Source organism: Antarctobacter sp. (assembly GCF_048262615.1).
Classification (GTDB): domain Bacteria; phylum Pseudomonadota; class Alphaproteobacteria; order Rhodobacterales; family Rhodobacteraceae; genus Antarctobacter.
The window spans coordinates 222,263-245,938 of the sequence record NZ_JBLXFB010000003.1 but is presented as its reverse complement, the minus strand read 5'-3'; the positions used below and the strand labels follow the sequence as shown (position 1 = coordinate 245,938).

The following is a 23,676-nucleotide window of genomic DNA, read 5'->3' as shown; positions in this document are numbered from 1 at the left end:
ATGACCGTCACGCTGCACCCTCCGGCCTCTGCCTGCCCCGCCTGCGCCGCCGCCCCGGCGGCAGAGGCGGTGGCCGCGTCCCATGTCCCGGCCAAGGCCCATATCGTCCTCTCGCTGCCCGCCATCCACTGCGCCGCCTGCATGTCCAAGGTAGAGCGCGCGCTGAACGCGAACCCCGCTGTTCGGTCGGCACGGGTGAACCTGACGCTCAAGCGGGTCAGCATCGAGGCAGAGGCGGCTGTCACCGCCGCCGATGTGATCCCGCTGGTCGAGGGCGCGGGCTACGAGGCGCATGAACTGGACAGCACCGCCCTGTCGGCGACAACCACGGACAAGGCCGGGCGCGACCTGCTGATGCGGCTCGCCGTGGCGGGTTTCGCGGCGATGAACGTGATGCTTCTTTCCGTCGCGGTCTGGTCCGGGGCCGAGGGGCAGACCCGCGATCTGTTCCACTGGATTTCCGCCGCCATCGTGCTGCCGGCGGTGGCGTTTTCGGGGATGCCGTTCTTTCGCAACGCATGGACCGCTTTGGCGGCGCGCTGCCTGAACATGGACGTGCCGATTTCGCTGGCCATCCTGCTGGCCGTCGGGACATCGCTCTGGGAGACCTCCCTGTCGGGCGAACATGCCTATTTCGACGCCGCCATAACGCTGACCTTTTTCCTGCTGACCGGGCGGTATCTGGATCACCGCACAAGGTCGGTCGCCCGCTCCGCCGCCGAAGAACTCGCCGCGCTGGAGGTGCCGCGTGCATGGCGGCTGACGGCGGATGGCGAAGAACAGGTCACGGCCAGCGCACTGGCCGTCGGAGATCTGATCCGCGTGCGCCCCGGCGGGCGGATGCCGGTGGACGGCGAGATCACACAGGGCTGCTCGGAACTGGATCGCTCGCTGCTGACCGGGGAAACCCTGCCGGTCTTCGCCGAGCCGGGCCGCAGCGTCAGCGCCGGTGAGGTCAACCTGACCGGCCCGCTGGTGGTGCGCGCCAGCGCCGTGGGCCGCGACACCTCCCTGCACCGCATGGCCGATCTGGTGGCCGTGGCGGAATCCGGTTGCTCGCGCTATACCTCGCTGGCGGACCGCGCCGCCAAGCTTTATGCGCCGGGCGTGCATATCCTCTCGGCCCTGGCCTTCCTTGGCTGGCTGGCGTTCACCGGCGACCTGCGCGTGGCCCTGAACATCGCCGCCGCCGTGCTGATCATCACCTGCCCCTGCGCACTGGGCCTTGCGGTCCCCGCCGTGACCACCGCCGCCTCCGGTCGGCTGTTCAAACGCGGACTCCTGATCAAGGACGCCACCGCGCTTGAACGTCTGGCACAGGTGGACACCGTGGTCTTTGACAAGACCGGAACGCTGACCGCCGGGACACCGGAGCTGACCAATCTTGGCGCGTTCCCCCGCCGCGATCTGGAAATCGCTTTGGCCCTGGCCGAAGGCTCCAGCCATCCGCTCGCACTCTCCCTGACCGCCGCCGCGCGAGAGGCCGGGGTCACCCCGGCCCCGGTCGCCAACGTGACAGAGATCCCCGGCCACGGCACGCAGGGTCTCTGGCGCGGGCAGGGGGTGCGGCTGGGCCGCGCCGCCTGGGTCGGCGGGGGCGGGCAAAGCCCACAAACCGCCACCTGGCTGCGCATCGGCGATGGCCCCGCGCAGGCGTTCCTGTTCACCGACCGGCTGCGGGATGGCGCCGAAGAGGCTGTTCTTACGCTCAAGGAGGCCGGGCTGAAGGTGATCCTGTTATCCGGCGACACCGCCCCGGCGGTCGAGGCGCTGGCCCGGCGTCTGGGCATCGCGCAATGGATGGCCGAGGCGCTGCCACAGGACAAGGTACAGCGGATCGCCGCCATGACGGACGAAGGCGCCCATGTGCTGATGGTCGGCGACGGGCTGAACGACACGGCGGCACTGACCGCCGCCCATGCCTCGATTTCACCCGCCTCCGCGCTGGATGCCGCCCGCGTGGCCTCGGACATCGTGCTGCTGGGCGGGTCACTCGCCCCGATCCCCGAGGCGGTGCAGACCGCCCGCAAGGCAACCCGCCGCATCCGCGAAAACTTCACATTGGCCACATGGTACAACGTGGTGGCGGTGCCGCTGGCCGTGGCCGGTCTCTGCTCGCCGCTGATTGCCGCATTGGCCATGTCGGCCAGTTCGATTACCGTTTCGCTCAACGCCCTTCGGCTTCGGTGACAGAGGAGAGCCGGAATGAATGTGCTGACCTACCTGATCCCGATATCGCTGGTCCTTGGCGGCGCGGGACTGGGCTTTTTCGTATTCACCCTGCGGTCGAACCAGTATGACGACCCCGAGGGCGACGCGCAGCGGATCCTGTCCGGCGAATACGACGACCACCCGAAACAGGACTGACCCCCGGCTTCTTCTCTGGTCAAAATACCCCCCGAAGAGACGACCGAAGGGAGACGGGGGTCATGCTGGAGACAGTCCTCCGCGATAATGCGCCCTGCCTGCCCGACCTCACACCGGCAAGGCCGTGGTCCGAAAAACCGTCCGCAGCGCAAAAGAGCTTTGCATCTGCGCCACGCCGGGCAGCCGGGTCAGGTACTGGCGGTGGATGCGGGCGAAATCCTCGGTGTCCTCGGCCACAACCTTTAGAATGTAATCCGCGGTCCCGGCCATCAGGTGACACTCCAGCACCGCAGGCACCCGCGCCACCGCCTTTTCAAACGCGTCCAGCACTTCGTCCGCCTGCGCGGTCAGCTTGATCTCGACAAAGACCGTCGCCGGAAAACCCATTCTTCGGGCGTCCAGCAGCGCCACGTAGTCGCGCACATAGCCGTCGGCCTCCAGCCGCTGCACCCGACGGTGACAGGCCGATGGCGACAGATGCACCGCCTCGGACAGGTCGGCGTTTGAAATCCGCCCCTTGCGCTGGATCACCCGTAAAATGCGCCGGTCCGTCTCATCGAGTGCCATATACGCAAGAACCTCCGTCAGAATCGATTTTTCGGCGAAAAATCGTGCACCGCTGGCCTCCAGTGAAAGCAAGGTAGCGACCCGTTTGCAAGCCTCGGCTGCCATACTCCGGCACATAACCCGAGGAGGAGTCGTCATGAAAATCGGTTGCCCGACAGAGATCAAACCCCAGGAATTCCGTGTCGGCCTGACACCGAACGCCGCCCGAGAAGCCGTGGACCACGGCCACGCGGTGATCGTGCAGACCGGGGCCGGCTTGGGCGCCGGTTTCACCGACGCCGATTACACCGAGGCCGGTGCGCGCATGGCGGACACGGCAGAAGCGATCTTTGCCGAGGCGGACATGATCGTAAAGGTCAAGGAACCGCAGGCCGCCGAGCGCGCCATGCTCCGCGAGGGGCAACTGCTGTTCACCTACCTGCACCTCGCCCCCGATCCGGAACAGACGCAAGAGTTGCTGGCCTCCGGCGCGACCTGCATCGCCTATGAGACGGTGACAGACGCCCGTGGCGGCCTGCCCCTGCTGGCGCCCATGTCCGAGGTTGCGGGCCGCTTGGCCCCGCAAGTCGGTGCCTGGACCCTGCAAAAGGCCAATGGCGGGCGCGGCGTGCTGATGGGCGGCGTCCCCGGCGTCGGCCCGGCGCGGGTTGTGGTGATTGGCGGCGGCGTTGTCGGCACCCACGCGGCGCGCATCGCTGCCGGCATGGGCGCGGATGTGACCGTGCTGGACCGCTCGCTGCCCCGGCTGCGCTATCTGGATGATGTCTTTGGCGGCCTCTTCCGCACCGGCTATTCCAGCGCCGGTCTGCTGGCCGAACATCTGACACTGGCGGACATGATCATCGGCGCGGTGCTGGTCCCCGGTGCCGCTGCGCCGAAACTGGTCAAACGTGCGGATTTTCCGACCATGAAACCGGGTGCGGTTCTGGTCGATGTGGCCATTGATCAGGGCGGCTGTTTCGAGACCTCAAAGGCCACCACCCACGCCGATCCGATCTACGACGTGGACGGGATCATGCACTACTGCGTGGCCAACATGCCGGGTGCCGTGGCGCGCACCTCGACCATCGCACTGGGCAACGCGACGATGCCGTTCATGCTGGCGCTGGCGGACAAAGGCTGGAAACAGGCCTGCGCCGATGACCCGCATCTGCTGAACGGGCTGAACGTCCACGCGGGCAAACTGACCTATGCCGCCGTCGGCGAGGCACAGGGCCTGGACGTCACGTCGCCGCACCTGCTGCTCAAAGACTGAAACCGACGACTGGGCCCCGGCGACACGCTGTCCGCCGGGGCAATGTCACGTCCAAAGCAGCGGGCGGGGGGGCCGGGTCGCCGCCCGCGACCGGGCAGCCTCAGCCGCGCGCCTTCAGCGAATCGCGGATCTCGATCAGCAGGTCGACCTCGCTCGGTCCCTTGGGTGCCGCTTCGACCGCCTCTTCGGGTTTCGCGGCGGCGTCCTTGATCCGGTTGACCGTTTTGACCAGCATAAAGACCACAAAGGCGATGATCAGGAAGTTGATGATCGCCATGACAAAGCGGCCAATGGCAAAGATCGACGCGCCGGCCTCTTCCGCCGCTGCAATCGAGGCGTATTCCTTGCCGTCCAGCGCATAGAACCAGCCCGAGAAATCGATGCCGCCGGTGAACAGCGCGATGATCGGGTTGATGATATCCCCCACCAGCGAGGCGACGATGGCGGTAAAGGCCGCACCGATGATGATCCCGACGGCCATGTCCATGACATTGCCTTTGGCAATGAAGTCCCTGAATTCCTGTAGCATTCCGTTGTTCCCTTGTTCCGGCGCCGTCGGTTTTCCACCGGACGTGCGCTCCCCTTGCGTAGCAGGCCTGCGCAATCGCACATCCGGCGGCCTGTGAAACAGGGAAAAAGATGCCTAGGTTTCCCCCGAAACGCAGAAAAGGCCCCGCCCATGTTTGATCTCGTCACCCATCCCGTCACAACCCGTTGGCCGGCAAAACACCCCGACCGCATCCAGCTGTACTCTTTTCCCACGCCAAACGGCGTGAAGGTTTCGATCATGCTGGAAGAGACCGGCCTGCCCTACGAGGCACATCTCGTCACCCTGTCGGACAAGGATGTGAAAAGCCCGGAGTTCCTCAGCCTCAACCCCAACAACAAGATCCCCGCGATCATCGACCCGAACGGGCCGGACGGCGCGCCCCTTGCCCTGTTCGAAAGCGGTGCGATCCTGCTGTATCTGGCCGAGAAATCCGGCAAACTGATCGGCGAGACGGCAGCAGACCGCCACACCATCACCCAATGGCTGATGTTCCAGATGGGCGGTCTGGGTCCGATGTTTGGCCAACTGGGGTATTTCGCCAAATTCGCCGGGGCAGAGATCGAGGATCCGCGCCCACGCGACCGCTATATCAACGAGGCCAAGCGCCTGTTGAACGTCGTCGAAACGCAGCTTGAGGGGCGCGACTGGATAGCCGGAGACTATTCCATCGCCGATATCGCCATAGCCCCGTGGCTGCGCGCGCTGGAGTTTTATGGCACCCGTGACGTGGTTGGCTGGGAGGACCACCCCAACGCGGTTGCCTATCTGGACCGGTTCCTTGCGCGCCCGGCGGTGCAGACGGGTTTGAACATGCCGCCGCGCGCGGGCTGATCCCGACCGGAGCAAAGACCGCCCGCCCGCTTTTGTGCCGGACAAACCGGACAAATGCGGGCGGCGCGGGCCTCCGTCACTCCGGCAGCGTCCCGGTCAGCACATAGCGCAGGATCTGCACCACCTGCTCTGGCGTGCGGGCCACGGCCAATGCGGCGGCGTCCACCTCTTTCAGGGCGTGGTCATGTTCCGGCGGTTGCAGGATGATCAGCGACTTGCCCAGCGCACTGGCACAGCCCGCGTCAAAGGCCGCGTTCCACTGTTTGTACTTGTCACCAAATCGCACGACGACCACATCGGCATCGGCAATCCCCTTGCGGGTGCGGATCGCGTTGACCATCGCCCCCTTGTGGTCATGCCAGTACTTGTTCGGTTCCTGCCCGAGGATCGCAACGCCGCAATCGTCACTGGCCGCATGGTCCGTCACCGGCGCGTTAAAGGTGATATCCAGCCCCTGCGCGCCTTCGATGATCTGTTCACGCCAGTCGGTGTGGATTTCCCCCGAAAGATAGACGTTCAGCCCCATGTCCGCTCCTTTCCATGAAAAAGGGCGCGGAGTGCGCCCTGTTTCCTGTCAACATATCCGGCCCTGCGCCTGTGACAAGGCGGTCAGAGGTTTGCCGTCACGCGGACCGCGCCTTAGCCATCCTTGCGGATCACCTCGTTCTTGGGGTCATAGGGGCTGTCATGGGTCACGGTGGCGTCCCAAAGCTGGTCCAGCATCTTGACCTTCAGCGCCGTGCCTTCGACCGCGTGTTCCGGTTTGACATAGCCCATGCCGATGCTCTTGCCGAAGTGGACGGAATACCCGCCCGAGGTCAGCCGCCCGACGCGGGTGCCGTCAGCGGCATACAGCGCCTCACGGCCCCACGGATCGGCATCGGCCGGGCCGTCGATCAGCAGGGTCACGCATTTGGAGCGGATACCGGTTTCCTCCAGCTTGGCCTTGCCATGGAACGCCTTGGACAGATCGACAAAGCGCGGCAGATCCGCCTCCAGCGGGGTGGCATCGCGGCCCAGTTCGTTGCCGAAGGCGCGGTAGGATTTTTCCTGCCGCAGCCAGTTCTGCGCCCGCGCGCCGACCAGCTTCATCCCGTGCTTGTCGCCAGCGCCGACCAACTGGTCCCACAGGTTGTTCTGCATCTCGATGGGGTGATGCAGCTCCCAGCCCAGCTCACCGGTATAGGCCACGCGGATCGCCATGACCGGCACCATGCCCAGTTCGATGTTGCGCATGGTCAGCCACGGGAACCGTTTGTTGCTCAGCACGGTGTCCGGGTCGGCATCCTTGACGATCTCCTTGAGGACATCGCGCGATTTCGGCCCGGCAATGGCAAAGACACCCCATTGCGTCGTGACGTCATGGCAGGAGATCCAGCCAAATTCGGCCCGCTTGTCCGCAATCGCCTTTTGCAGGAAATCGCTGTCGTAGGCCGTCCAAGCCCCGGCGGAGACAAGGTAATACCTGTCCTCAGCCAGCCGCACGATGGTGTATTCGGTGCGGGTGGTGCCATGTCCGGTCAGCGCATAGGTCAGGTTGATGCGACCGACCTTTGGCAGCTTGTTGCAGGTGAACCAGTCCAGAAAGGCGGTGGCCCCCGGCCCTTCGACGATATGTTTGGTAAAGGCGGTGGCATCGATCAGGCCCACGCCCTCCCGCACGGCCTTGGCCTCGTCCACCGCATGTTGCCACCAGCCGCCACGGCGGAACGACCGCGCATCGTGGTCGAAGCTGTCCGGCGCATCCAGCGGGCCATAGTAGTTGGGCCGCTCCCAGCCGTTCACACAGCCAAACTGCGCGCCCAGCGCCTTTTGCCGATCATAGGCGGGTGCCGTGCGCAGCGGACGGCAGGCGGGGCGCTCTTCATCCGGGTGGTGCAGGATGTAGACGTGCTCGTAGGCTTCTTCGTTCTTGCGGCTGGCGTATTCGGTGGTCATCCACCCGCCGAACCGCTTGGGGTCGAGGCTGGCCATGTCGATCTCGGCCTCTCCCTGAACCATCAGTTGCGCAAGGTAATGCCCGGTGCCACCGGCGGCGGTGATCCCGAAAGAGAACCCTTCGGCCAGCCACATGTTGCGCAGCCCCGGCGCGGGACCCAGCAGCGGGTTGCCGTCGGGCGTGTAGCAGATCGGACCGTTGAAATCGTCCTTGAGCCCGCAGGTCTCACAGGACGGCACCCGGTGGATCATCGCCATATACTGCGCTTCGATCCGCTCCAGATCGAGCTGGAACAGATCGGCGCGGAAACTGTCCGGCACACCATAGGCAAAGCGCGCGGGCGCGTTTTTCTCATAGACGCCCAGAATCCAGCCGCCGCGCTCTTCGCGCACATAGGATTGCGCGTCGGCGTCGCGGATCACCGGGTGCTCCGGGTTGGTCTTGCGGAACTCCACCAGCGCCGGGTCCTGTTCCATCACGATGAACTGATGTTCCACCGGAATCGCCGGGATCTTGATCCCCAGCAACTGCGCCGTGCGCTGCGCGTGGTTGCCCGTGGCGGTGACCACGTGCTCAGCCGTGATCACCTTCTGCTCGTCACTGGGGACAAGGTTGCCGCCCTTTTCGACCATCTTGGTGATGGTGACCTGCCACTCGGACCCGGTCCACGCATAGCCATCGACCTGCCACTTGCGTTCAATCATCACGCCGCGCTGGCGCGCGCCCTTGGCCATCGCCATCGTGACATCGGCGGGGTTAATGTAGCCATCGGTCGGGTGGTAAAGCGCGCCTTTCAGATCCTCTGTGTTGATCAGCGGCCACCGCTCCTTGATCTGCGCGGGCGTCATCCACTCATAGGGCACCCCGCAGGTCTCGGCAGTCGAGGCATAAAGCATGTATTCGTCCATGCGCTCTTGCGTCTGGGCCATGCGCAGGTTGCCAACCACGGAAAAGCCCGCGTTCAGCCCGGTCTCTTCCTCCAGCGTCTTGTAGAACCGGATCGAGTAGTCGTGGATATGCGTGGTGGCGAAGGACATGTTGAAATAGGGCAGCAGACCGGCGGCATGCCATGTGCTGCCGGACGTCAGTTCATCGCGTTCCAGCAGCATCACATCGTCCCAGCCCGCCTTGGCCAGATGATAGGCAATCGAGGTACCGACGGCACCGCCGCCGACAACCAAAGCTTTGACATGGGTCTTCATGGCACGACTCTCCCGTTCTTTGAAAATCTGCATAGCGCGCCGCGCAAAACCGCGCCGCGCGCGCCCGACATCTCAGGTGGGGAAAACGACGCCGCCCCGGCCAAGGCACGGGGCGACGGGCGAAAAATGACCGGGCATCGGGGGCGTACCGCTGTTTCGCGGCGATCCGGGCCCCGCAGGCGGGGCCGATCTGATGCGCTCAGCAGTCGTAGAGATAGGTAAAGACCAGCGTGTCGGTCTTCCACTGGCCGGTGGGCTGGCAGTTTTGAAAGACCTGACGGTTGCCGCTGACCTGAACGCGCAACTGGTTGGGCGCGACCGGCCCTTCGACGTGGTATTCACTTGGGCTGCCGGGGCAGGCGCTGGAAAACACCCGCGCGGTGCCTGAGTACCAGTTGCCGTTCTTGACGCCGTTGAACAACAACGTGCCGGGGCGCACGCCTGCGGGCCACTGCCAGCTGTGCGGCGTGGTCTCATAGCTGAGCCATCGGTTGTTGCCCTGCGCCTGCAAACGCATGACTGAACCGTTGTGGTCCCAGCAGGAATCGGCCACCGCCTGGCTGGCAATCAGGCTGGCAAGGATCATTGTCAAAAATCGTTTCATGGAGAGTCCTCTCGCTTTTTGTCGAAATACCTGACCTCACCTTCCGCCCGCCATCTGTGACCTGTCAAACGTTTTTGAAGGGCGGTGCGGGTCGATGGTTTCGCGAATTTGTCGCCTCTCTGCCCAAGTCCTGCCGCTAACCAGCGTCAGGACCGCAGGCATAGGTTGTACAGGAGTTCTTGATGTCTTTCGCAAAGACAATCCGCCTGCTCGCGCTGGCCGGTTTCGGCGTCTTTCTTGCCGACTATGCCAGCCAGTGGGCGCGGACAGGTGCCGGTTTTGGCGCGCCGCACTATGTCCAGACCCTGATGGCGCGGGTTACCGACACCGCTGGACGTGTTGGGCTGGTGCCGCGCGGGCGCTCTGATGTGGCGGCGGCGATGCCCCCGGCCCCGGCCGGCTGGACCGCAGAACCCCGGCGCGCAGCCCACAAAGACTTTCTGTACAGTCGCGAACAGTCCCTTGCCTTTGACCGCGACCGCCTGCGGGCGACCGGACCCCTGCCCCACCCTTCCGGAGGCGACCGGACCGACAAGGCACTGGGGGCGGCGTTTCCGGCCAATACTTCGATGGTCTACATCAATGATCACGGCATGATCGGACTGGAGGTCGATGACCCGGCCAGCCGCATCGTGCAACCCGCCCGGCCCCCGGTCGCGGAGGCGGTGAAGCGCCCTGCTGACCTTGCCGACCCGCGCAACAAACACGCAACCTATCAGGGAGTCCGCTGGGTCGAGCTGCGCGACCCCATCGTGATGGCCGACAACGGCCACAGGCCGCATCGTCTGCGCGTCTTCGTGGCACGGCTTGGGGCGTTTGACCTGAAAGTCACGGCCCGCGCGCCGGATCATCATATCGAACGCTTCTTTCAAACTGTCGATCTGAGGGGCATTCGCGGCCTCTCGGCCCCACCGGAAGGCGAAATGCCCCGCGCGCTGCCCGCCAAGATGGCGCTGGCCTTGCCCAAAGCAGGGCCGGTGACGCCGGTGTCAGTCTGGGTAAATCGCGCTCTGGATTGACTTTGTTCTGTTGCAGCGGCGGCATGTGGCAATTCCCCGCTGATTTGCCGCCCCGCCCCCCTTCCGCATCAACCCCCTCAGGCCTATAAGAGCGCTGGCCCGGACTGGAAGAGTCGCGGGCCAATGAGGCAATGGGGCAATAACAAAATGTTTGGCATGGATAAACTCCTTGGCCTGTTCTCTTCGGACATGGCCATCGACCTTGGGACTGCGAACACGCTGGTCTACGTCAAGGGAAAAGGGATTGTTCTGTCCGAGCCCTCCGTCGTTGCCTACCACATCAAGGATGGCGTCAAGAAAGTCCTCGCCGTCGGTGAAGACGCCAAACTGATGCTGGGACGCACACCGGGCAGCATCGAGGCAATCCGCCCGATGCGCGAGGGCGTGATCGCGGATTTCGACACCGCCGAGGCGATGATCAAGGAATTCATCCGCAAGGTTCACCGCCGATCCACGTTCTCCAAGCCCAAGATCATTGTCTGCGTGCCGCATGGCGCCACCCCGGTGGAAAAACGCGCCATCCGCCAGTCGGTGCTCAGCGCGGGGGCGCGCAAGGCGGGCCTGATCGCGGAACCCATCGCGGCGGCCATCGGCGCGGGCATGCCGATCACCGATCCCACCGGCAACATGGTCGTCGACATCGGCGGCGGCACAACCGAGGTCGCGGTGCTGTCGCTGGGCGACATCGTCTATGCGCGCTCCGTCCGCGTCGGGGGGGATCGCATGGACGAGGCGATCATCAACTACCTGCGCCGCCAGCAAAACCTGCTGGTCGGTGAATCCACCGCCGAGCGGATCAAGACCTCGATCGGCACCGCGCGGATGCCCGACGACGGGCGTGGCTCATCCATGCAGATCCGTGGCCGCGACCTGCTGAACGGTGTGCCCAAGGAAACAGAGATCAGTCAGGCCCAGGTGGCCGAGGCGTTGAGCGAACCGGTGCAGGCGATCTGCGAAGCGGTGATGACCGCGCTGGAGGCCACCCCGCCGGATCTTGCCGCCGACATCGTCGACCGCGGCGTGATGCTGACCGGGGGCGGCGCGCTGCTGGGCGATCTGGATCTGGCGCTGCGCGAACAGACCGGACTGGCGGTCTCCATCGCCGACGAGTCGCTGAACTGCGTGGCGCTGGGCACCGGCAAGGCACTGGAATACGAAAAGCAACTGCGCCACGCCATCGATTACGACAGCTGAGAACAGCCTGCGGGTGAGGCGATTTTTCGGCGAAAAATCGTTTCCCGCCATCCCCCCGCTGTATCTGATCCAAGGCATCCTGTATTATCCGCCAAACCCGATGCGAGGGACCCTTGGCCAGCGACCGCAATGCACAGGACGATTTCACCGGCCCGCTCAGGCGGTTGCTTCTGGTTGTGCTTGCCCTTGTCCTGACCGGCGTGTTCCTGCTGTGGCGGATCGACAGCCCGCGCGTCGAACGGTTTCGCGCGCAGGTGGTGGATGCGGTGGTGCCGCGCATGGACTGGGCGATGGCCCCGGTCACCGCCTCTGTCCGGCTGGTGCGCGATTTCCAGAGCTATCAGCGGCTCTACGAACAGAACGAGGAACTGCGCCGCGAGCTGCGCAAGATGACCGCCTGGAAAGAGGCGGCGCTGCAACTGGAGCAGGAAAACGCCCGCCTGCGCGATCTCAACAACGTCCGGCTGGACCCGCGCCTGACCTTTATCACCGCCGTTGTTCTGGCCGACAGCGGCTCGCCGTTTCGGCAATCGGTGCTGATCAACGTGGGCTCACGCGACGGGATCGTCGACGGCTGGGCCACGATGGACGGCATCGGCCTTGTCGGGCGCGTGTCCGGTGTCGGCGCGAACACCAGCCGCGTGATCCTGCTGACCGACGCCACCAGCCGCATTCCGGCGGAAATCCAACCGTCGGGCCAGCGTGCGCTGATCGCCGGCGACAACACCTCTGCCCCGCCCATCGACTTTCTGGAAAACCCCGATCTGGTCCGCCCCGGCGACCGGATCGTGACCACCGGCGACGGTGAGGTATTTCCCCCCGGCCTGCTGATCGGGCAGGTGGCCGAGGATCCGGGCGGCCGCCTGCGCGTCCGGCTGGCGGCCGATTACGAACGGTTGGAATTCCTGCGCGTGTTGCGCGACCACGGCACCCGCCGGGTCGAGTCGCCCTCCTCGCTGATCCTGCCCGAGAACCTGCCCGATGCCGGTGGTCCGCCGGTGTCGTCCGCCCCGGACGCGGCCCCGGAGGGCGCCGGGGATGGCTGACAACAGCCCCGCACGGCTCTGGACCATGCGGGCGACCTACTTCGGTCTCGCGCTGGTGATCTTCTTCTTTCACCTGCTGCCCTTGCAGATCATGCCCTCGCGCATTGCCGGACCGGATGTGCTGACCGCGCTCACCTTTGCCTGGGCGCTGCGCCGCCCCGACTATGTGCCCATGCTGTCGGTGGCCGGGGTGATGCTGCTGGCGGATTTCCTGTTCCACCGGCCGCCCGGACTCTGGGCGCTGCTGGTGCTGCTGGCCTCCGAATGGCTCAAGGTGCGCGGACGGCAGGTGCGCGAAAACACCTTTGCGGCGGAGTGGATCACCGCCGCCACCGGGCTGTTTGTCATCACCGTGATCTACCGCGTCATTCTGGCGGTCTTGATCGTGACGCCGGGAATGCTTTCTCTATGGGTGATGCAATATGGTATGACGGTGGCGATCTACCCGCTGATCGCCGCGGTCAGCTATCTGGCTCTGGGCGTGCGCCGCAGCGCGCCCGGAGAATATGACCACACGGGACGCCCGCTATGAGACGCACGCCACGCGAAACCCAGGAAAGCGCCCGCCGGATCACCCGGCGCGGGCTGATCCTTGGCGGCAGCCAGATGGTCTTTGCCGGTGTTCTGGCGCTGCGGATGCGCCACATGCAGGTGGATCAGGCCGATGAATTCCGCCTGCTCGCGGAAGAGAACCGCATCAACATCCGGCTGATTCCGCCCGGCCGCGGCCGGATCTTTGACCGTGAAGGCCGGGTCATCGCCGAAAACGAACAGACCTACCGCATCACCCTGACGCGGGAGGACGCGGGCGACGTGGCCACGGTCATCCGCCGTCTGGGCCAACTGGTCGAACTGGACGAGGACGACCTCAACCGCGCCCTGGCAGAGATGGAGCGCACGCCGCCCTTCTTTCCCGTCACCGTGGCCGACCGCGTCACATGGGAGGACATCAGCCGCGTCGCCGTCAACGCACCTGCGCTGCCCGGCGTCACAACCGAGGTCGGCCTCAGCCGGTTTTATCCCAGCCGCGATCTTTACGCCCATGTGGCGGGCTACGTCGGTCCGGTCTCGGAACGTGATCTGGGCCGCTACGAGGACCCGCCGCCGGTGCTGCGCATCCCGCGCTTTCAGATCGGCAAGGTCGGGGTCGAGGCGAAGTATGAAGAAAAGCTGCGCGGCAGCGCCGGGGCCAAGCGGGTGGAGGTCAACGCCGTGGGCCGCGTCATGCGCGAGCTTGACCGCCGCGAAGGCGTGGCCGGGGCCGATCTGCAACTGACCGTCGACACCGCCTTGCAGGACTACGTGCAGGCGCGGCTGGGGCCGGACAGCGCCTCAGTTGTCGTGATGGATCTGGAACACGGCGATCTGCTGGCCATCGCCTCGGCGCCGTCTTACGATCCCAATAAATTCGTGCGGGGCATTTCCGTCAAGGATTACGGTGAGTTGCGCGACAACGACCACCGCCCGCTGGCCTCCAAGACGGTGCAGGACGCCTATCCGCCCGGCTCCACCTTCAAGATGGTCACGGCGCTTGCGGCGATGGACGCGGGCCTGATGACACCGGACGACACGGTCTGGTGCCCCGGCCATCTGGAGGTCGGCGGACGCAAGTTCCACTGCTGGAAACGCGTCGGCCACGGCCACATGACCCTTGAACAGAGCCTGCGCGAAAGCTGTGACGTCTACTACTATGAACTGGCGCTGAAGGTCGGCATCGAACGCATTGCCGCCATGGCGCGCAAGCTGGGCATGGGCGAGGCGCATGACATCCCGATGTCGGCCGTGACCAGCGGGCTGGTCCCCGACAAGGCGTGGAAACTGCGCGAACGCGGCGCGGACTGGGTGATCGGCGATTCCGTCAACGCCGCCATCGGTCAGGGCTTTGTGCTCGCCTCTCCCTTGCAGCTTGCGGTCATGTCCGCCCGCATCGCCACCGGGCGCGCGATCACGCCGCGCCTTGTCAAAAGCTTGGGCGGGATTGAAACCCCGCGCCGCACCGCGCCGGACCTTGGCCTGAACCCCAACCACCTGTTGCAGGTGCGGCGCGCCATGTTTGCCGTGTCGAACCACCGCCACGGCACTGCCTACCGCTCGCGGATCGTGGCCGAGGGGCTGCGCATGGCGGGCAAGACCGGCACCAGTCAGGTCCGCAACATCACCGCCGCAGAACGCGCGCGCGGTGTGACCTCGAACGACGATCTGCCCTGGGACCGCCGCGACCACGCGCTGTTCGTCAACTTCGCGCCGTTCGACAATCCGCGCATCGCGGTGTCGGTGGTGGTCGAACACGGCGGCGGCGGCAGCACCGCCGCCGCCCCCATCGCCCGCGATATCACGCTACAGGCGCTCTATGGCGAGGATCCCCCGCTGGAGGCCTACCCCACCGCTGACCGCCGCCGCGTCAAGGCGCAGCAGGAACGGCTGGCGCGGGAGCGCGCCCAGCGCCGCACCGGCGGGAGCGACAGCGCGTGACCTATCTTGAGTACAACGTAAAGACGGTCCCGACCGGCTGGCGCAAGATTTTGTATCTGAACTGGCCGCTGGTGGTGCTGCTGGGGGCGGTGGCCGGTGTCGGCTTTCTGATGCTGTATTCGGTTGCGGGCGGCTCTTTCAGCCCATGGGCCGAACCGCAGATCAAACGGTTCGGTCTGGGTCTGGCGCTGATGTTCATCGTGGCCATGGTGCCGATCTATTTCTGGCGCAACATGGCGCTGGTGGCCTATATCGGATCGCTGGGCCTGCTGGTCATGGTCGAATTGTTCGGGGCCGTCGGCATGGGGGCACAGCGCTGGATCGACCTTGGCTTTATGCGGCTGCAACCCTCCGAGGTCATGAAAATCGCCATGGTCATGCTGCTGGCCGCCTATTACGACCGCCTGCCGCTCAACCGGACCTCGCGCCCCTTGTGGGTGCTGATCCCGATCGTCATCATCCTGCTGCCCACCGGGCTGGTTCTGACCCAGCCCGACCTTGGCACGGCCATCCTGCTGATGACGGCGGGCGCGTTGATGATGTTCCTCGCCGGTGTGCACTGGCTTTATTTCGCCACCGTTCTGGGCGCGGCGGGCGGCGGCATCTGGGCGGTGTTCCAGTCGCGCGGCACGGATTGGCAGATGCTGGAGGATTACCAGTTCCGCCGCATCGACACTTTCCTTGATCCGTCGTCCGACCCGCTGGGCGCGGGCTATCACATCACGCAGGCCAAGATCGCCATGGGGTCCGGCGGCTGGACCGGGCGCGGCTTTATGCAAGGCACCCAGTCGCGGCTGAACTTCCTGCCGGAAAAGCACACCGACTTTATCTTCAACACGCTGGCCGAGGAATTCGGCTTTGTCGGCGGCGTGTCCCTGCTGGCGCTCTATGTGCTGATCCTGCTGTTCTGCATCGTTGCGGCGGTCCAGAACCGGGACCGGTTCTCATCGCTGTTGATCCTTGGCGTCGGGCTGACCTTTTTCCTGTTCTTCGCCGTGAACATGTCGATGGTCATGGGGCTGGCGCCGGTTGTAGGCGTGCCGCTGCCGATGGTCAGCTATGGCGGCTCGGCGATGCTGGTGCTGATGCTGGCCTTTGGCATGGTGCAAAGCGCGCATATCCATCGGCCAAGACAGGCCTGACCGCGTTCCCTTTCCCGGCATCCTCGTCTAAGCAGGCGGCGACACAGTCAGGGAGTCCGCCGCATGCCCAACATCCTTTTTGCCGCCCGCTCTGAAAGCTGGGACGACTACAAGGCCCCCCTCGGCGCCGCGCTCGACGCCACCGGCCTGCCCTATGCACTGGGCACCGCCTTTGCGCCCGAAGAGGTCGACTATATCGTCTACGCCCCCAACGCGGACGTGCAGGATTTCACCCCCTACACCCGGCTGAAGGCGGTGATGAACCTCTGGGCCGGGGTCGAAGGGGTCGTGAGCAACGCCACCCTGACGGCCCCGCTGACCCGCATGGTCGACGAAGACGGGCTGACGCAGGGCATGGTGGAATGGGTCACCGGCCACACCCTGCGCCATCATCTGGGCATGGATGCGCATATCGTGAACCCGGACCGGACATGGGACGCAACCCCGCCGCCGCTGTCGGCAGACCGCCCCGTCACCCTCCTTGGCCTCGGCGCGCTGGGGCAGGCCTGCGCCCGCGCCCTGACCGCGCTGGGATTTCCCGTCAGCGGGTGGAGCAGATCGCCCAAGACCCTGCCCGGCATCACCACCTTTGCCGGGGAAGAAGGCCTGCGCGCGGCGCTGAGCGATGCGCAGATCGTCATTCTGCTGTTGCCCGACACGCCCGCCACAGCCGATGTGATCAACGCCGAAACGCTGGCTCTGATGGCCCCCGGCGCGATGCTCCTGAACCCCGGACGCGGCCCGCTGATCGACGACGACGCGCTGCTGGCGGCGCTGGACAGCGGACAGATCGGCCACGCCACGCTGGATGTGTTCCGCACCGAACCGCTGCCCGACGATCACGCCTACTGGACCCACCCAAAGGTCACCGTGACCCCGCACATCGCCTCCACCACCCGGCCGGAAACCGCCGCACGGGTCATTGCCGACAACATCCGCCGCAATGAGACCGGCGCCCCGCTGTTACATGTGGTGGACCGCAGCGCCGGATACTGACGTGCCTCCTGTCGCGGGCTTGACCCGGGACCGCGCAGCCGCCACAAGCCAGAGGCCCCGGATCAGGTCCGGGGCGCGTGACCACGAACCCGAGGATGCCCCCATGCCCTTTGACCGCTCCGTGAAAATCGCCCCCTCGATCCTCTCTGCCGATTTCGCCGACTTCGGGCGCGAGATTCAGGCGATCGAGGCGCAGGGCGCCGACTGGATACATGTCGACGTGATGGACGGGCATTTCGTTCCCAACCTCACCTTCGGCCCGCCTGCCGTCAAAGCCTTCCGCAAACACGTCAAGACGGTCATGGACGTGCACCTGATGATCGCACCGGTCGATCCCTACATCGACGCCTACGCCGACGCGGGCACCGATATCCTGACCGCCCATGTCGAGGCCGGACCGCACACCCACCGCACCCTGCAAGCGATCCGCGCCGCCGGGATGAAGGCGGGTGTGGCGCTGAATCCCGGCACCCCGGCGCAGGCCGTCGAACACCTGCTGGATCTGGCCGATCTTGTCTGTGTGATGACCGTGAACCCCGGCTTCGGCGGGCAAAAGTTCATCGACATGACCGACAAGGTGCGCACCCTGCGCGCCATGATCGGCGACCGCCCCATCCATATCGAGATCGACGGCGGCGTGACACCGGACACCGCGCCTCTGGTGGTAGACGCGGGCGCCGACGTGCTGGTCGCCGGCTCTGCGGTGTTCAAGGGTGGCTCGGTCGAGACCCCCGCGCCCTACGGTGACAATATCCGCGCCATCCGCATGGCCGCCACCACGCTTGTCGCATGAGCCTCACCATCGCCTTTGACCTCGACGGCACCCTGATCGACAGCGTCGGGCATATCCATCACGGCGTCTCGCGCGCGCTGGAAGAGATGCACCTGCCCCCCGTCAGCCGCGACGACACTCAGGGCTTTGTCGGGCGCGGCCTGCCGATCCTGCTGGAACAGGTGCTGGACCACATCGGCGCGCCGCAGTCCCATCACCCCGACCTGTCGCGCCGCACCTTGGCGCATTATGTCGGCACGCCCTCCGATCCGGCCTCGGTCTATCCCGGTGCGCGCGAGGCGCTGACCGCTCTCAGGGCGCAGGGGATCCGCCTGACGCTCTGCACCAACAAACCGATAGAGGCCACGCGCGCGGCCCTGCGCGACACCGGGCTGGACGGGTTCTTTGACATCGTGATCGGCGGTGACAGCCTGCCGACCCGCAAACCCGACCCCGAGATGCTGTTTGCCGCGCTCGACGGGGCGGCAACGGCGCTCTATGTCGGCGACAGCGAAACCGATGCAGAAACCGCGCAGCGCGGCAAGGTGCCGTTCCTGCTCTACACCGAAGGCTACCGCAAGACCCCGGTCGAGGCGCTGCCCCACACCGCCCGGTTTTCGGATTTCGCAGACCTGCCAGAGCTGGTGCGGCGGCATCGCTGACCGCCCGCCCCCGGCGCACGCCCCGTTAACCAGCCAAACCAGCGCATCCCTGTGCATGGTTTGTGCATCGGTTGTGCAGGGAATGTGACTCGGAAAAAGGCTTGAATTTCCGGAGATTAACCATGATTCGCCCAAGCCGGGTTACCTTGGCCCCCGATACTTGAAAACACCGGTTCCCTTGGCGATCAACTCACCGGTCTCATCGGCAATCTGCGCCTCGGCGAAAAACGTGCTTTTGCCGCCGCCGGTCTTCCACCCTTCGCCCGTCAGCACCACGCCTTTCGGGCGCGACAGGTATTGCACGTTCAGGGTCAGGGTCAGGCACATCTGCCGCCGCTCGGGATCGCCGGTCCAGCACCCGGCATACCCCATGACGGTGTCCAGCAAAGAGGCATGCACGCCGCCATGCGGGTTGCCATGCCGGTTCATCAAAAAGGCCTCCAGCGGCACATCAAAGGCGGCATATCCCGCGCGCCATTCGGTCATGACCATGCCGATATGGGCAGCAAAGGCATAGGGATCTTCGCGGAACGCCTCATCCATAACGGTGCCGGGCCTCCAGTCCCAATTGCGCAAACCGGGGCACGTAAGCACCCAGTTTCAATGCCTTTTCCGGGTTCGCCGCGTTGCCGTCAAGGGCGCGTTTCTTGACTCCCTGCAAGATCGCCGCCATGCGGAAAAAGGCAAAGGCCACGTAAAAGCCCAGACCTTCGATCCCGTCGATGCCCCGCCTTGCGCAATAGGCGGCAACAAACGCCTCGTCCGAGGGCAGGCCCAGCGCCGCCCGGTCCACACCGGCCAGCCCGCGCCCCTCGCCCCCCGGCGGCAGTTGCCACTGCATCAACACCCCCGCAAGATCCGCATAGGGATGGCCCAACGTCGACAGTTCCCAATCCAGCACCGCAAGGCAGCGCGGCCCGTCGACAGCGAACAGCATATTGTCGATCCGGTAATCGCCATGCACCAGCGTGCGCTGACCGTCGTCTTCGGGCAACGCCCCCCCCAGCCATGTTATGAGCGTTTCCATGTCGCGCAGGTCGTCGGTCTCCGACGCCCGGTACTGCTTCGTCCAGCGCCCCAACTGGCGGGTGTGGTAATTGCCCGGCGCGCCGTAGTCGTCCAATCCGGCGGCCGACAGGTCGACGTCATGGATCGCGGCCAGAACCCGGTTCATCTCATCCATGACCGCTGCCCGCCCGGCGGCGGTCTCGCCGGGCAGCGAGGGATCGACCAGATTGCGACCGTCGATGTGCTCCATGACGTAGAACATCGACCCCAGAACGCCGGTGTCCTCGCACAGCGCCAACATGCGCGGCACCGGCACCGAGGTTGCCGCCAGCGCCCGTTGCACCCGGAACTCCCGGTCCACCGCATGGGCGGATTTCAACAAGGTGCCCGGCGGCTTGCGCCGCAGCACGTAACGGCCAGAGGGGCTGCGCAGCAGGTAGGTGGGGTTGGATTGGCCGACATCGAATTTCTCAGCGCTGACAGGGGGTTGAAACCCATCTACAGCGATCTCCATCCACGCCGCCACACGCGCCAGCTCATCCCCGTCCATACCGCGCCCCTCGTTTCTTCTCTGTAAAAATACCCCGCTTTCGGCGGTTGACCTCAGATCGTCTCATTGGCGTATTTGCGCAGCTCCGCCCGCGCCACCTGCCGCCGGTGGACGGCATCGGGACCGTCGGCAAAGCGCAGCGTGCGGATATGCGTCCACATGGACGCAAGGTCATAGTCCTGACTGATGCCCCCCGCGCCGTGCAACTGCATCGCCTCGTCAACGACCTTTCCAGCCATCAGGGGCGCGACCACCTTGATCTTGGAAATCCACGGCTGCGCCGCGCGCACGCCCGCGGTGTCCATCATCCACGCCGCCTTGAGGCACAGCAGGCGCGCCATCTCGATCTCCATGCGGGCGTTGGCGATGATGTCGTAGTTCGCGCCAAGCTCGGCGATCCGCTTGCCAAAAGCCTCCCGCGACAGCCCGCGCCGGCACATCATCTCCAGCGCCTTTTCCGCCTGCCCGATGGCGCGCATGCAGTGGTGGATGCGCCCCGGCCCCAGCCGCCCCTGCGCCACTTCAAAGCCGCGCGCCTCGCCCAGCACGACATGCGACGCGGGGATGCGCACATCGGTGAACCGCAGGTGCATGTGCCCGTGCGGCGCGTCGTCCTGCCCAAAGACCTGCATCGGGCGCAGCACCTCGATGCCGTGTGTCTCCGCATCCATCACGAACATCGTGTGGCGGGCATGTTTCGCCGCCGCCGGGTCGGTGTTGGCCATCACGATATACAGACCACAGCGCGGATCGCCCGCGCCGCTGATCCACCATTTCTCACCGTTCAGAACATAGGTGTCGCCGTCCTTCTTGGCCTCAAACGCCAGTTGCGCGGCATCGGACGAGGCGACATCCGGCTCCGTCATCACATAGGCCGAGCGGATCTCGCCCTCCAGCAGCCGGGTCAGCCAGCGGTCCTTCATCCAGTCCGCGCCGTAACGCTCCAGAACCTCCATGTTGCCGGTGTCGGGCGCATTGCAGTTGAACACCTCCGCCGCAATGCCGACCTTGCCCATCTCCTCGGCGAGATAGGCATATTCAACGGTCGTCAGGCCATAGCCGCGGTCCGACCCGGTCAACCAGAAGTTCCACAACCCGCGCTCTTTCGCCAAAGCCTTGAGTCCGTTCAGAATCTCCAGCTGTCGTGGCACATGTTTGAACCTGTCACCCGAAGGATGCGTGCCCACAAGCGCGTGAAACTCCGCATCCAGCGGCGCGATCTCTTGCTCGATCATCCGGCGCACCTGCGCCACCAGCGGTTTCACCCGCTCCGTCATTCCAAGATCCATGATCCCTCCTCGATGGTCTCAAGCCGCCCGCGCGGATTTCGGCGCGCGCGGGTGGGCGGGTGGGGCGTCGCGCCGAAATCCGCGCGGGCGGCGCCTCATCCCAAATACACCCGTGTGATCCAGTTCGCCACAAGCGCCGGGCGCGCCGCGCCCTCTATCTCGACCTCTACGTCCCAATGCACGTCCAGCCAGCCATCGCCCTCGTCGACGCTGGCCACCGTAAACCTCCCGCGCACCCGGTGCCCCACCCGGACGGGTGAGACAAAGCGGATGCGGTCAAAGCCATAGTTCACACTGGACAGGATGCCGGGGAAACCTTCCATCACCTGATAGGACATCATCGACAACATCGACAGCGTCAGAAAGCCATGCGCCACGGTGCCGCCAAAGGCGGTTGTCGCGGCCCGTTCCTCATCAAGATGGATGAACTGCCAGTCCTCGGTGGCATCGGCAAATGTCTTGACTCGCGCCGCGTCCAGCGTCACCCAGGCGCTTTCGCGCGGGGCGAGGTCACGCAGATCATCAGCCAGCATCGGGCAACACGTAACCGGCAAACCACTGCCGCAGCGTCAGCTTGGACACCTTGCCCGTGGCCGTCAGCGGCAGGTCCTCGACAAACTCCATGGCATCGGGCAACTGCCATTTCGCCATGTGCTCCAACAGCATTGCGTGGATCTCCTCCAGCGTGGGCGGGTCGCCCGCATCCCGCGGCACCACCACCAGCAAAGGCCGCTCATCCCATTTCGGATGCGGCACCGCAATCACCGCGCAGTTGGCGACCTTGGGATGGGCAATCGCGATGTTTTCCAGATCCAGCGAACTGATCCACTCCCCACCCGATTTGATCAGGTCCTTGGCGCGGTCCTGTATGTACAAGAACCCCTGCGGGTCGATGCTGGCCACATCGCCCGTCCCGAACCAGCCATCGGGATCAAAGGCCGCCTGTGTTGCGTCCTCGTTGTTGAAATAGCCCGAAATCACTGTGTTTCCGCGGACATAAAGCTCTCCCACCGACTTACCGTCCTGCGGCAGGGCGCGACCATTGTCGTCGGAAATCTTCAGCTCTACCCCGAACACCCGACGCCCCTGCTTGGCCTTGGTGGCCATACGCTCTTCGAAAGGCAGATCCAGCATGGACTTGGACAATTGCCCGTGCGTTCCCACCGGGCTCATCTCTGTCATGCCCCAGGCGTGGCAGACATCCACGCCGCGTTTCTCGAAGAACTCGATCATCGGGCGCGGTGCCGCCGATCCGCCGATCACCAGTTGATCGAGAGCAGAGGGCATGGCGTCGCGCGCCTCGATCTCGGCCCTGAGGCCCAGCCAGACCGTCGGCACACCCCAGGCGGCGGTGACGCCCTCGTTCTCCATCAGGTCAAAGATCGACGGCCCGTCCAGCTTGCCGCCGGGCATGATCAGCGACGCTCCGGCCAGCGGTGCCGCATAGGGCAGCCCCCATGAGTTGACATGGAACATCGGCACCACGGGCAGGATATGCGATCCCTCGTGCAATGACCGGGGCACCGAGATCGACAGGAACAGCGCGTGCAGCACCGTCGAGCGATGCGAATACAAAGCGCCCTTGGGATGCCCGGTGGTGCCCGATGTGTAACACAGGCCCGCCGCCGCATCCTCGGACACCTGCGGCCAGTCAAAGGTCTGCGCCTGCCCTGCCAGCATCTCCTCATAGCACAGCCAGTCCAGCGCGCTGTCCGGCATATGCGCCCGGTCGGTGAGCGCCACCAGTTTCAACCCCTTTGGCAGTTGGTCCGCCAACGCCTCGATGATCGGCACAAAGGTGAGGTCGACACACAGCACCTCATCCCCAGCGTGTTCGATAATATACAGCATCTGTTCCGCTGACAGACGGGGGTTGATCGTATGACAGATCGCTCCCATGCCAGAGACAGCATAGTAAAGTTCAAAGTGCCGATAGCCATTCCACGCCAGCGTTGCGACCCTGTCGCCCTGCTTTACGCCCAGCCCCGCAAGCGCATGCGCCAGTTGCGCCGCGCGGGCATAGGCCTGGGCATAGGTTTCGCGGTGAATGTCGCCTTCGGTGCGCACCGAGACGATCTCTGCCCCCGGGTGCGCCTGTGCCGCGTAATCGAGAATCTCGATGATCCTCAGCGGCATGTGCATCATCGTACCTTGCATCCAGCCCTCCCTTGCCGTCAGCGAACGTCCCGCTAGACTGTGCGAGAGCGCGCC

At 65.2% G+C, this 23,676-nt stretch carries 23 protein-coding genes; 13 read left to right on the top strand and 10 right to left on the bottom strand.

The window, feature by feature from the left end; genetic code table 11:
- Both ACN0S5_RS04955 and ccoS read left to right on the top strand, forming a co-directional pair.
- Complete coding sequence (locus ACN0S5_RS04955) at positions 1–2,190, top strand: heavy metal translocating P-type ATPase (protein WP_417206515.1); 2,190 nt, start codon at positions 1–3, stop codon at positions 2,188–2,190.
- A gap of 15 nt (positions 2,191–2,205) precedes the next feature.
- The gene (gene ccoS / locus ACN0S5_RS04950) at positions 2,206–2,367 is read left to right on the top strand and encodes a cbb3-type cytochrome oxidase assembly protein CcoS (RefSeq protein WP_417206513.1); all 162 of its coding nucleotides are present in this window, start codon (positions 2,206–2,208) and stop codon (positions 2,365–2,367) included.
- Between the two features lie 108 nt (positions 2,368–2,475).
- Here the strand turns inward: ccoS and ACN0S5_RS04945 are convergent, their stop codons facing one another.
- On the bottom strand, positions 2,476–2,934 hold the full coding sequence (locus tag ACN0S5_RS04945) for an Lrp/AsnC family transcriptional regulator (protein ID WP_417206511.1): 459 nt from the start codon (positions 2,932–2,934) through the stop codon (positions 2,476–2,478).
- Positions 2,935–3,070: 136 nt separating this feature from the next.
- Here ACN0S5_RS04945 and ald point away from each other — a divergent pair, with 136 nt between their 5' ends.
- Positions 3,071–4,189, top strand: coding sequence for an alanine dehydrogenase (ald, locus tag ACN0S5_RS04940; RefSeq protein ID WP_417206509.1), 1,119 nt, complete (start codon positions 3,071–3,073; stop codon positions 4,187–4,189).
- 100 nt (positions 4,190–4,289) lie between these two features.
- Here the strand turns inward: ald and mscL are convergent, their stop codons facing one another.
- Positions 4,290–4,718 (bottom strand): large conductance mechanosensitive channel protein MscL, encoded by a 429-nt coding sequence (gene mscL, locus ACN0S5_RS04935; RefSeq protein WP_417206507.1) that lies wholly within the window; start codon positions 4,716–4,718, stop codon positions 4,290–4,292.
- 150 nt (positions 4,719–4,868) lie between these two features.
- Between mscL and ACN0S5_RS04930 the strand changes: the two genes are divergently transcribed.
- Positions 4,869–5,570 carry a glutathione S-transferase family protein gene (locus ACN0S5_RS04930; protein ID WP_417206505.1) on the top strand — a complete coding sequence of 234 codons (702 nt, stop codon included), beginning with the start codon at positions 4,869–4,871 and terminating at the stop codon, positions 5,568–5,570.
- Positions 5,571–5,646: 76 nt separating this feature from the next.
- Here ACN0S5_RS04930 and ACN0S5_RS04925 read toward each other — a convergent pair whose 3' ends face one another.
- From ACN0S5_RS04925 to ACN0S5_RS04915, 3 genes are all read right to left on the bottom strand, one after another.
- On the bottom strand, positions 5,647–6,096 hold the full coding sequence (locus ACN0S5_RS04925; RefSeq protein WP_417206503.1) for a YtoQ family protein: 450 nt from the start codon (positions 6,094–6,096) through the stop codon (positions 5,647–5,649).
- A gap of 113 nt (positions 6,097–6,209) precedes the next feature.
- A complete protein-coding gene (locus tag ACN0S5_RS04920; protein ID WP_417206501.1) occupies positions 6,210–8,711 on the bottom strand; it encodes a GcvT family protein in 2,502 nt (833 codons plus the stop codon).
- Between the two features lie 199 nt (positions 8,712–8,910).
- Positions 8,911–9,315, bottom strand: a complete 405-nt coding sequence (locus tag ACN0S5_RS04915) for a hypothetical protein (RefSeq protein ID WP_323770468.1) — start codon at positions 9,313–9,315, stop codon at positions 8,911–8,913.
- A gap of 182 nt (positions 9,316–9,497) precedes the next feature.
- On the opposite strand from ACN0S5_RS04915, the gene ACN0S5_RS04910 reads away from it, so the two are divergent.
- From ACN0S5_RS04910 to ACN0S5_RS04870, 9 genes are all read left to right on the top strand, one after another.
- Positions 9,498–10,334, top strand: a complete 837-nt coding sequence (locus ACN0S5_RS04910; RefSeq protein ID WP_417206499.1) for a hypothetical protein — start codon at positions 9,498–9,500, stop codon at positions 10,332–10,334.
- 147 nt (positions 10,335–10,481) lie between these two features.
- Positions 10,482–11,528: a rod shape-determining protein gene (locus tag ACN0S5_RS04905; protein ID WP_089277421.1), complete on the top strand. Its 1,047-nt coding sequence runs from the start codon at positions 10,482–10,484 to the stop codon at positions 11,526–11,528.
- Between the two features lie 113 nt (positions 11,529–11,641).
- Positions 11,642–12,574, top strand: a complete 933-nt coding sequence (gene mreC, locus ACN0S5_RS04900) for a rod shape-determining protein MreC (RefSeq protein WP_417206497.1) — start codon at positions 11,642–11,644, stop codon at positions 12,572–12,574.
- Positions 12,567–13,106: a rod shape-determining protein MreD gene (locus ACN0S5_RS04895; protein WP_417206495.1), complete on the top strand. Its 540-nt coding sequence runs from the start codon at positions 12,567–12,569 to the stop codon at positions 13,104–13,106. Before mreC ends, ACN0S5_RS04895 begins: the two co-directional genes overlap by 8 nt.
- Positions 13,103–15,046 (top strand): penicillin-binding protein 2, encoded by a 1,944-nt coding sequence (gene mrdA / locus ACN0S5_RS04890; protein ID WP_417206493.1) that lies wholly within the window; start codon positions 13,103–13,105, stop codon positions 15,044–15,046. Before ACN0S5_RS04895 ends, mrdA begins: the two co-directional genes overlap by 4 nt.
- A complete protein-coding gene (gene rodA / locus ACN0S5_RS04885) occupies positions 15,043–16,188 on the top strand; it encodes a rod shape-determining protein RodA (RefSeq protein WP_417206492.1) in 1,146 nt (381 codons plus the stop codon). Before mrdA ends, rodA begins: the two co-directional genes overlap by 4 nt.
- A gap of 63 nt (positions 16,189–16,251) precedes the next feature.
- Positions 16,252–17,184 (top strand): 2-hydroxyacid dehydrogenase, encoded by a 933-nt coding sequence (locus ACN0S5_RS04880; RefSeq protein WP_417206491.1) that lies wholly within the window; start codon positions 16,252–16,254, stop codon positions 17,182–17,184.
- A 103-nt stretch (positions 17,185–17,287) separates the two neighbouring features.
- A complete protein-coding gene (gene rpe, locus ACN0S5_RS04875) occupies positions 17,288–17,977 on the top strand; it encodes a ribulose-phosphate 3-epimerase (RefSeq protein WP_417206489.1) in 690 nt (229 codons plus the stop codon).
- A complete protein-coding gene (locus ACN0S5_RS04870) occupies positions 17,974–18,618 on the top strand; it encodes an HAD-IA family hydrolase (protein WP_417206487.1) in 645 nt (214 codons plus the stop codon). The genes rpe and ACN0S5_RS04870 overlap by 4 nt, the downstream gene beginning before the upstream one ends.
- 141 nt (positions 18,619–18,759) lie before the next feature.
- Here the strand turns inward: ACN0S5_RS04870 and ACN0S5_RS04865 are convergent, their stop codons facing one another.
- The 5 genes from ACN0S5_RS04865 to ACN0S5_RS04845 all read right to left on the bottom strand — a co-directional run bounded on the left by ACN0S5_RS04865 (position 18,760) and on the right by ACN0S5_RS04845 (position 23,622).
- On the bottom strand, positions 18,760–19,161 hold the full coding sequence (locus tag ACN0S5_RS04865) for a PaaI family thioesterase (RefSeq protein WP_417206485.1): 402 nt from the start codon (positions 19,159–19,161) through the stop codon (positions 18,760–18,762).
- Positions 19,154–20,176: a phosphotransferase family protein gene (locus ACN0S5_RS04860; RefSeq protein WP_417206483.1), complete on the bottom strand. Its 1,023-nt coding sequence runs from the start codon at positions 20,174–20,176 to the stop codon at positions 19,154–19,156. The genes ACN0S5_RS04865 and ACN0S5_RS04860 overlap by 8 nt, the downstream gene beginning before the upstream one ends.
- A gap of 53 nt (positions 20,177–20,229) precedes the next feature.
- Complete coding sequence (locus tag ACN0S5_RS04855; protein ID WP_417206481.1) at positions 20,230–21,465, bottom strand: acyl-CoA dehydrogenase family protein; 1,236 nt, start codon at positions 21,463–21,465, stop codon at positions 20,230–20,232.
- Between the two features lie 95 nt (positions 21,466–21,560).
- Positions 21,561–21,998 carry a MaoC family dehydratase gene (locus ACN0S5_RS04850; protein ID WP_417206479.1) on the bottom strand — a complete coding sequence of 146 codons (438 nt, stop codon included), beginning with the start codon at positions 21,996–21,998 and terminating at the stop codon, positions 21,561–21,563.
- Positions 21,988–23,622 (bottom strand): long-chain fatty acid--CoA ligase, encoded by a 1,635-nt coding sequence (locus ACN0S5_RS04845; RefSeq protein ID WP_417206477.1) that lies wholly within the window; start codon positions 23,620–23,622, stop codon positions 21,988–21,990. The genes ACN0S5_RS04850 and ACN0S5_RS04845 overlap by 11 nt, the downstream gene beginning before the upstream one ends.
- Positions 23,623–23,676: the final 54 nt, after the last annotated feature.

Coding starts and splice junctions, on each gene's coding strand:
- mrdA (WP_417206493.1), top strand. CDS start 13,103: ATGAGACGCACGCCACGCGAAACCCAGGAAAGCGCCCGCCGGATCACC.
- ald (WP_417206509.1), top strand. CDS start 3,071: ATGAAAATCGGTTGCCCGACAGAGATCAAACCCCAGGAATTCCGTGTC.
- ACN0S5_RS04895 (WP_417206495.1), top strand. CDS start 12,567: ATGGCTGACAACAGCCCCGCACGGCTCTGGACCATGCGGGCGACCTAC.
- ACN0S5_RS04945 (WP_417206511.1), bottom strand. CDS start 2,934: ATGGCACTCGATGAGACGGACCGGCGCATTTTACGGGTGATCCAGCGC.
- ACN0S5_RS04855 (WP_417206481.1), bottom strand. CDS start 21,465: ATGGATCTTGGAATGACGGAGCGGGTGAAACCGCTGGTGGCGCAGGTG.
- ACN0S5_RS04955 (WP_417206515.1), top strand. CDS start 1: ATGACCGTCACGCTGCACCCTCCGGCCTCTGCCTGCCCCGCCTGCGCC.
- ACN0S5_RS04910 (WP_417206499.1), top strand. CDS start 9,498: ATGTCTTTCGCAAAGACAATCCGCCTGCTCGCGCTGGCCGGTTTCGGC.
- rpe (WP_417206489.1), top strand. CDS start 17,288: ATGCCCTTTGACCGCTCCGTGAAAATCGCCCCCTCGATCCTCTCTGCC.
- ACN0S5_RS04850 (WP_417206479.1), bottom strand. CDS start 21,998: ATGCTGGCTGATGATCTGCGTGACCTCGCCCCGCGCGAAAGCGCCTGG.
- ACN0S5_RS04925 (WP_417206503.1), bottom strand. CDS start 6,096: ATGGGGCTGAACGTCTATCTTTCGGGGGAAATCCACACCGACTGGCGT.
- ACN0S5_RS04920 (WP_417206501.1), bottom strand. CDS start 8,711: ATGAAGACCCATGTCAAAGCTTTGGTTGTCGGCGGCGGTGCCGTCGGT.
- ACN0S5_RS04915 (WP_323770468.1), bottom strand. CDS start 9,315: ATGAAACGATTTTTGACAATGATCCTTGCCAGCCTGATTGCCAGCCAG.
- ACN0S5_RS04860 (WP_417206483.1), bottom strand. CDS start 20,176: ATGGACGGGGATGAGCTGGCGCGTGTGGCGGCGTGGATGGAGATCGCT.
- ACN0S5_RS04905 (WP_089277421.1), top strand. CDS start 10,482: ATGTTTGGCATGGATAAACTCCTTGGCCTGTTCTCTTCGGACATGGCC.
- mscL (WP_417206507.1), bottom strand. CDS start 4,718: ATGCTACAGGAATTCAGGGACTTCATTGCCAAAGGCAATGTCATGGAC.
- ACN0S5_RS04880 (WP_417206491.1), top strand. CDS start 16,252: ATGCCCAACATCCTTTTTGCCGCCCGCTCTGAAAGCTGGGACGACTAC.
- ccoS (WP_417206513.1), top strand. CDS start 2,206: ATGAATGTGCTGACCTACCTGATCCCGATATCGCTGGTCCTTGGCGGC.
- ACN0S5_RS04845 (WP_417206477.1), bottom strand. CDS start 23,622: ATGCAAGGTACGATGATGCACATGCCGCTGAGGATCATCGAGATTCTC.
- ACN0S5_RS04870 (WP_417206487.1), top strand. CDS start 17,974: ATGAGCCTCACCATCGCCTTTGACCTCGACGGCACCCTGATCGACAGC.
- ACN0S5_RS04930 (WP_417206505.1), top strand. CDS start 4,869: ATGTTTGATCTCGTCACCCATCCCGTCACAACCCGTTGGCCGGCAAAA.
- ACN0S5_RS04865 (WP_417206485.1), bottom strand. CDS start 19,161: ATGGATGAGGCGTTCCGCGAAGATCCCTATGCCTTTGCTGCCCATATC.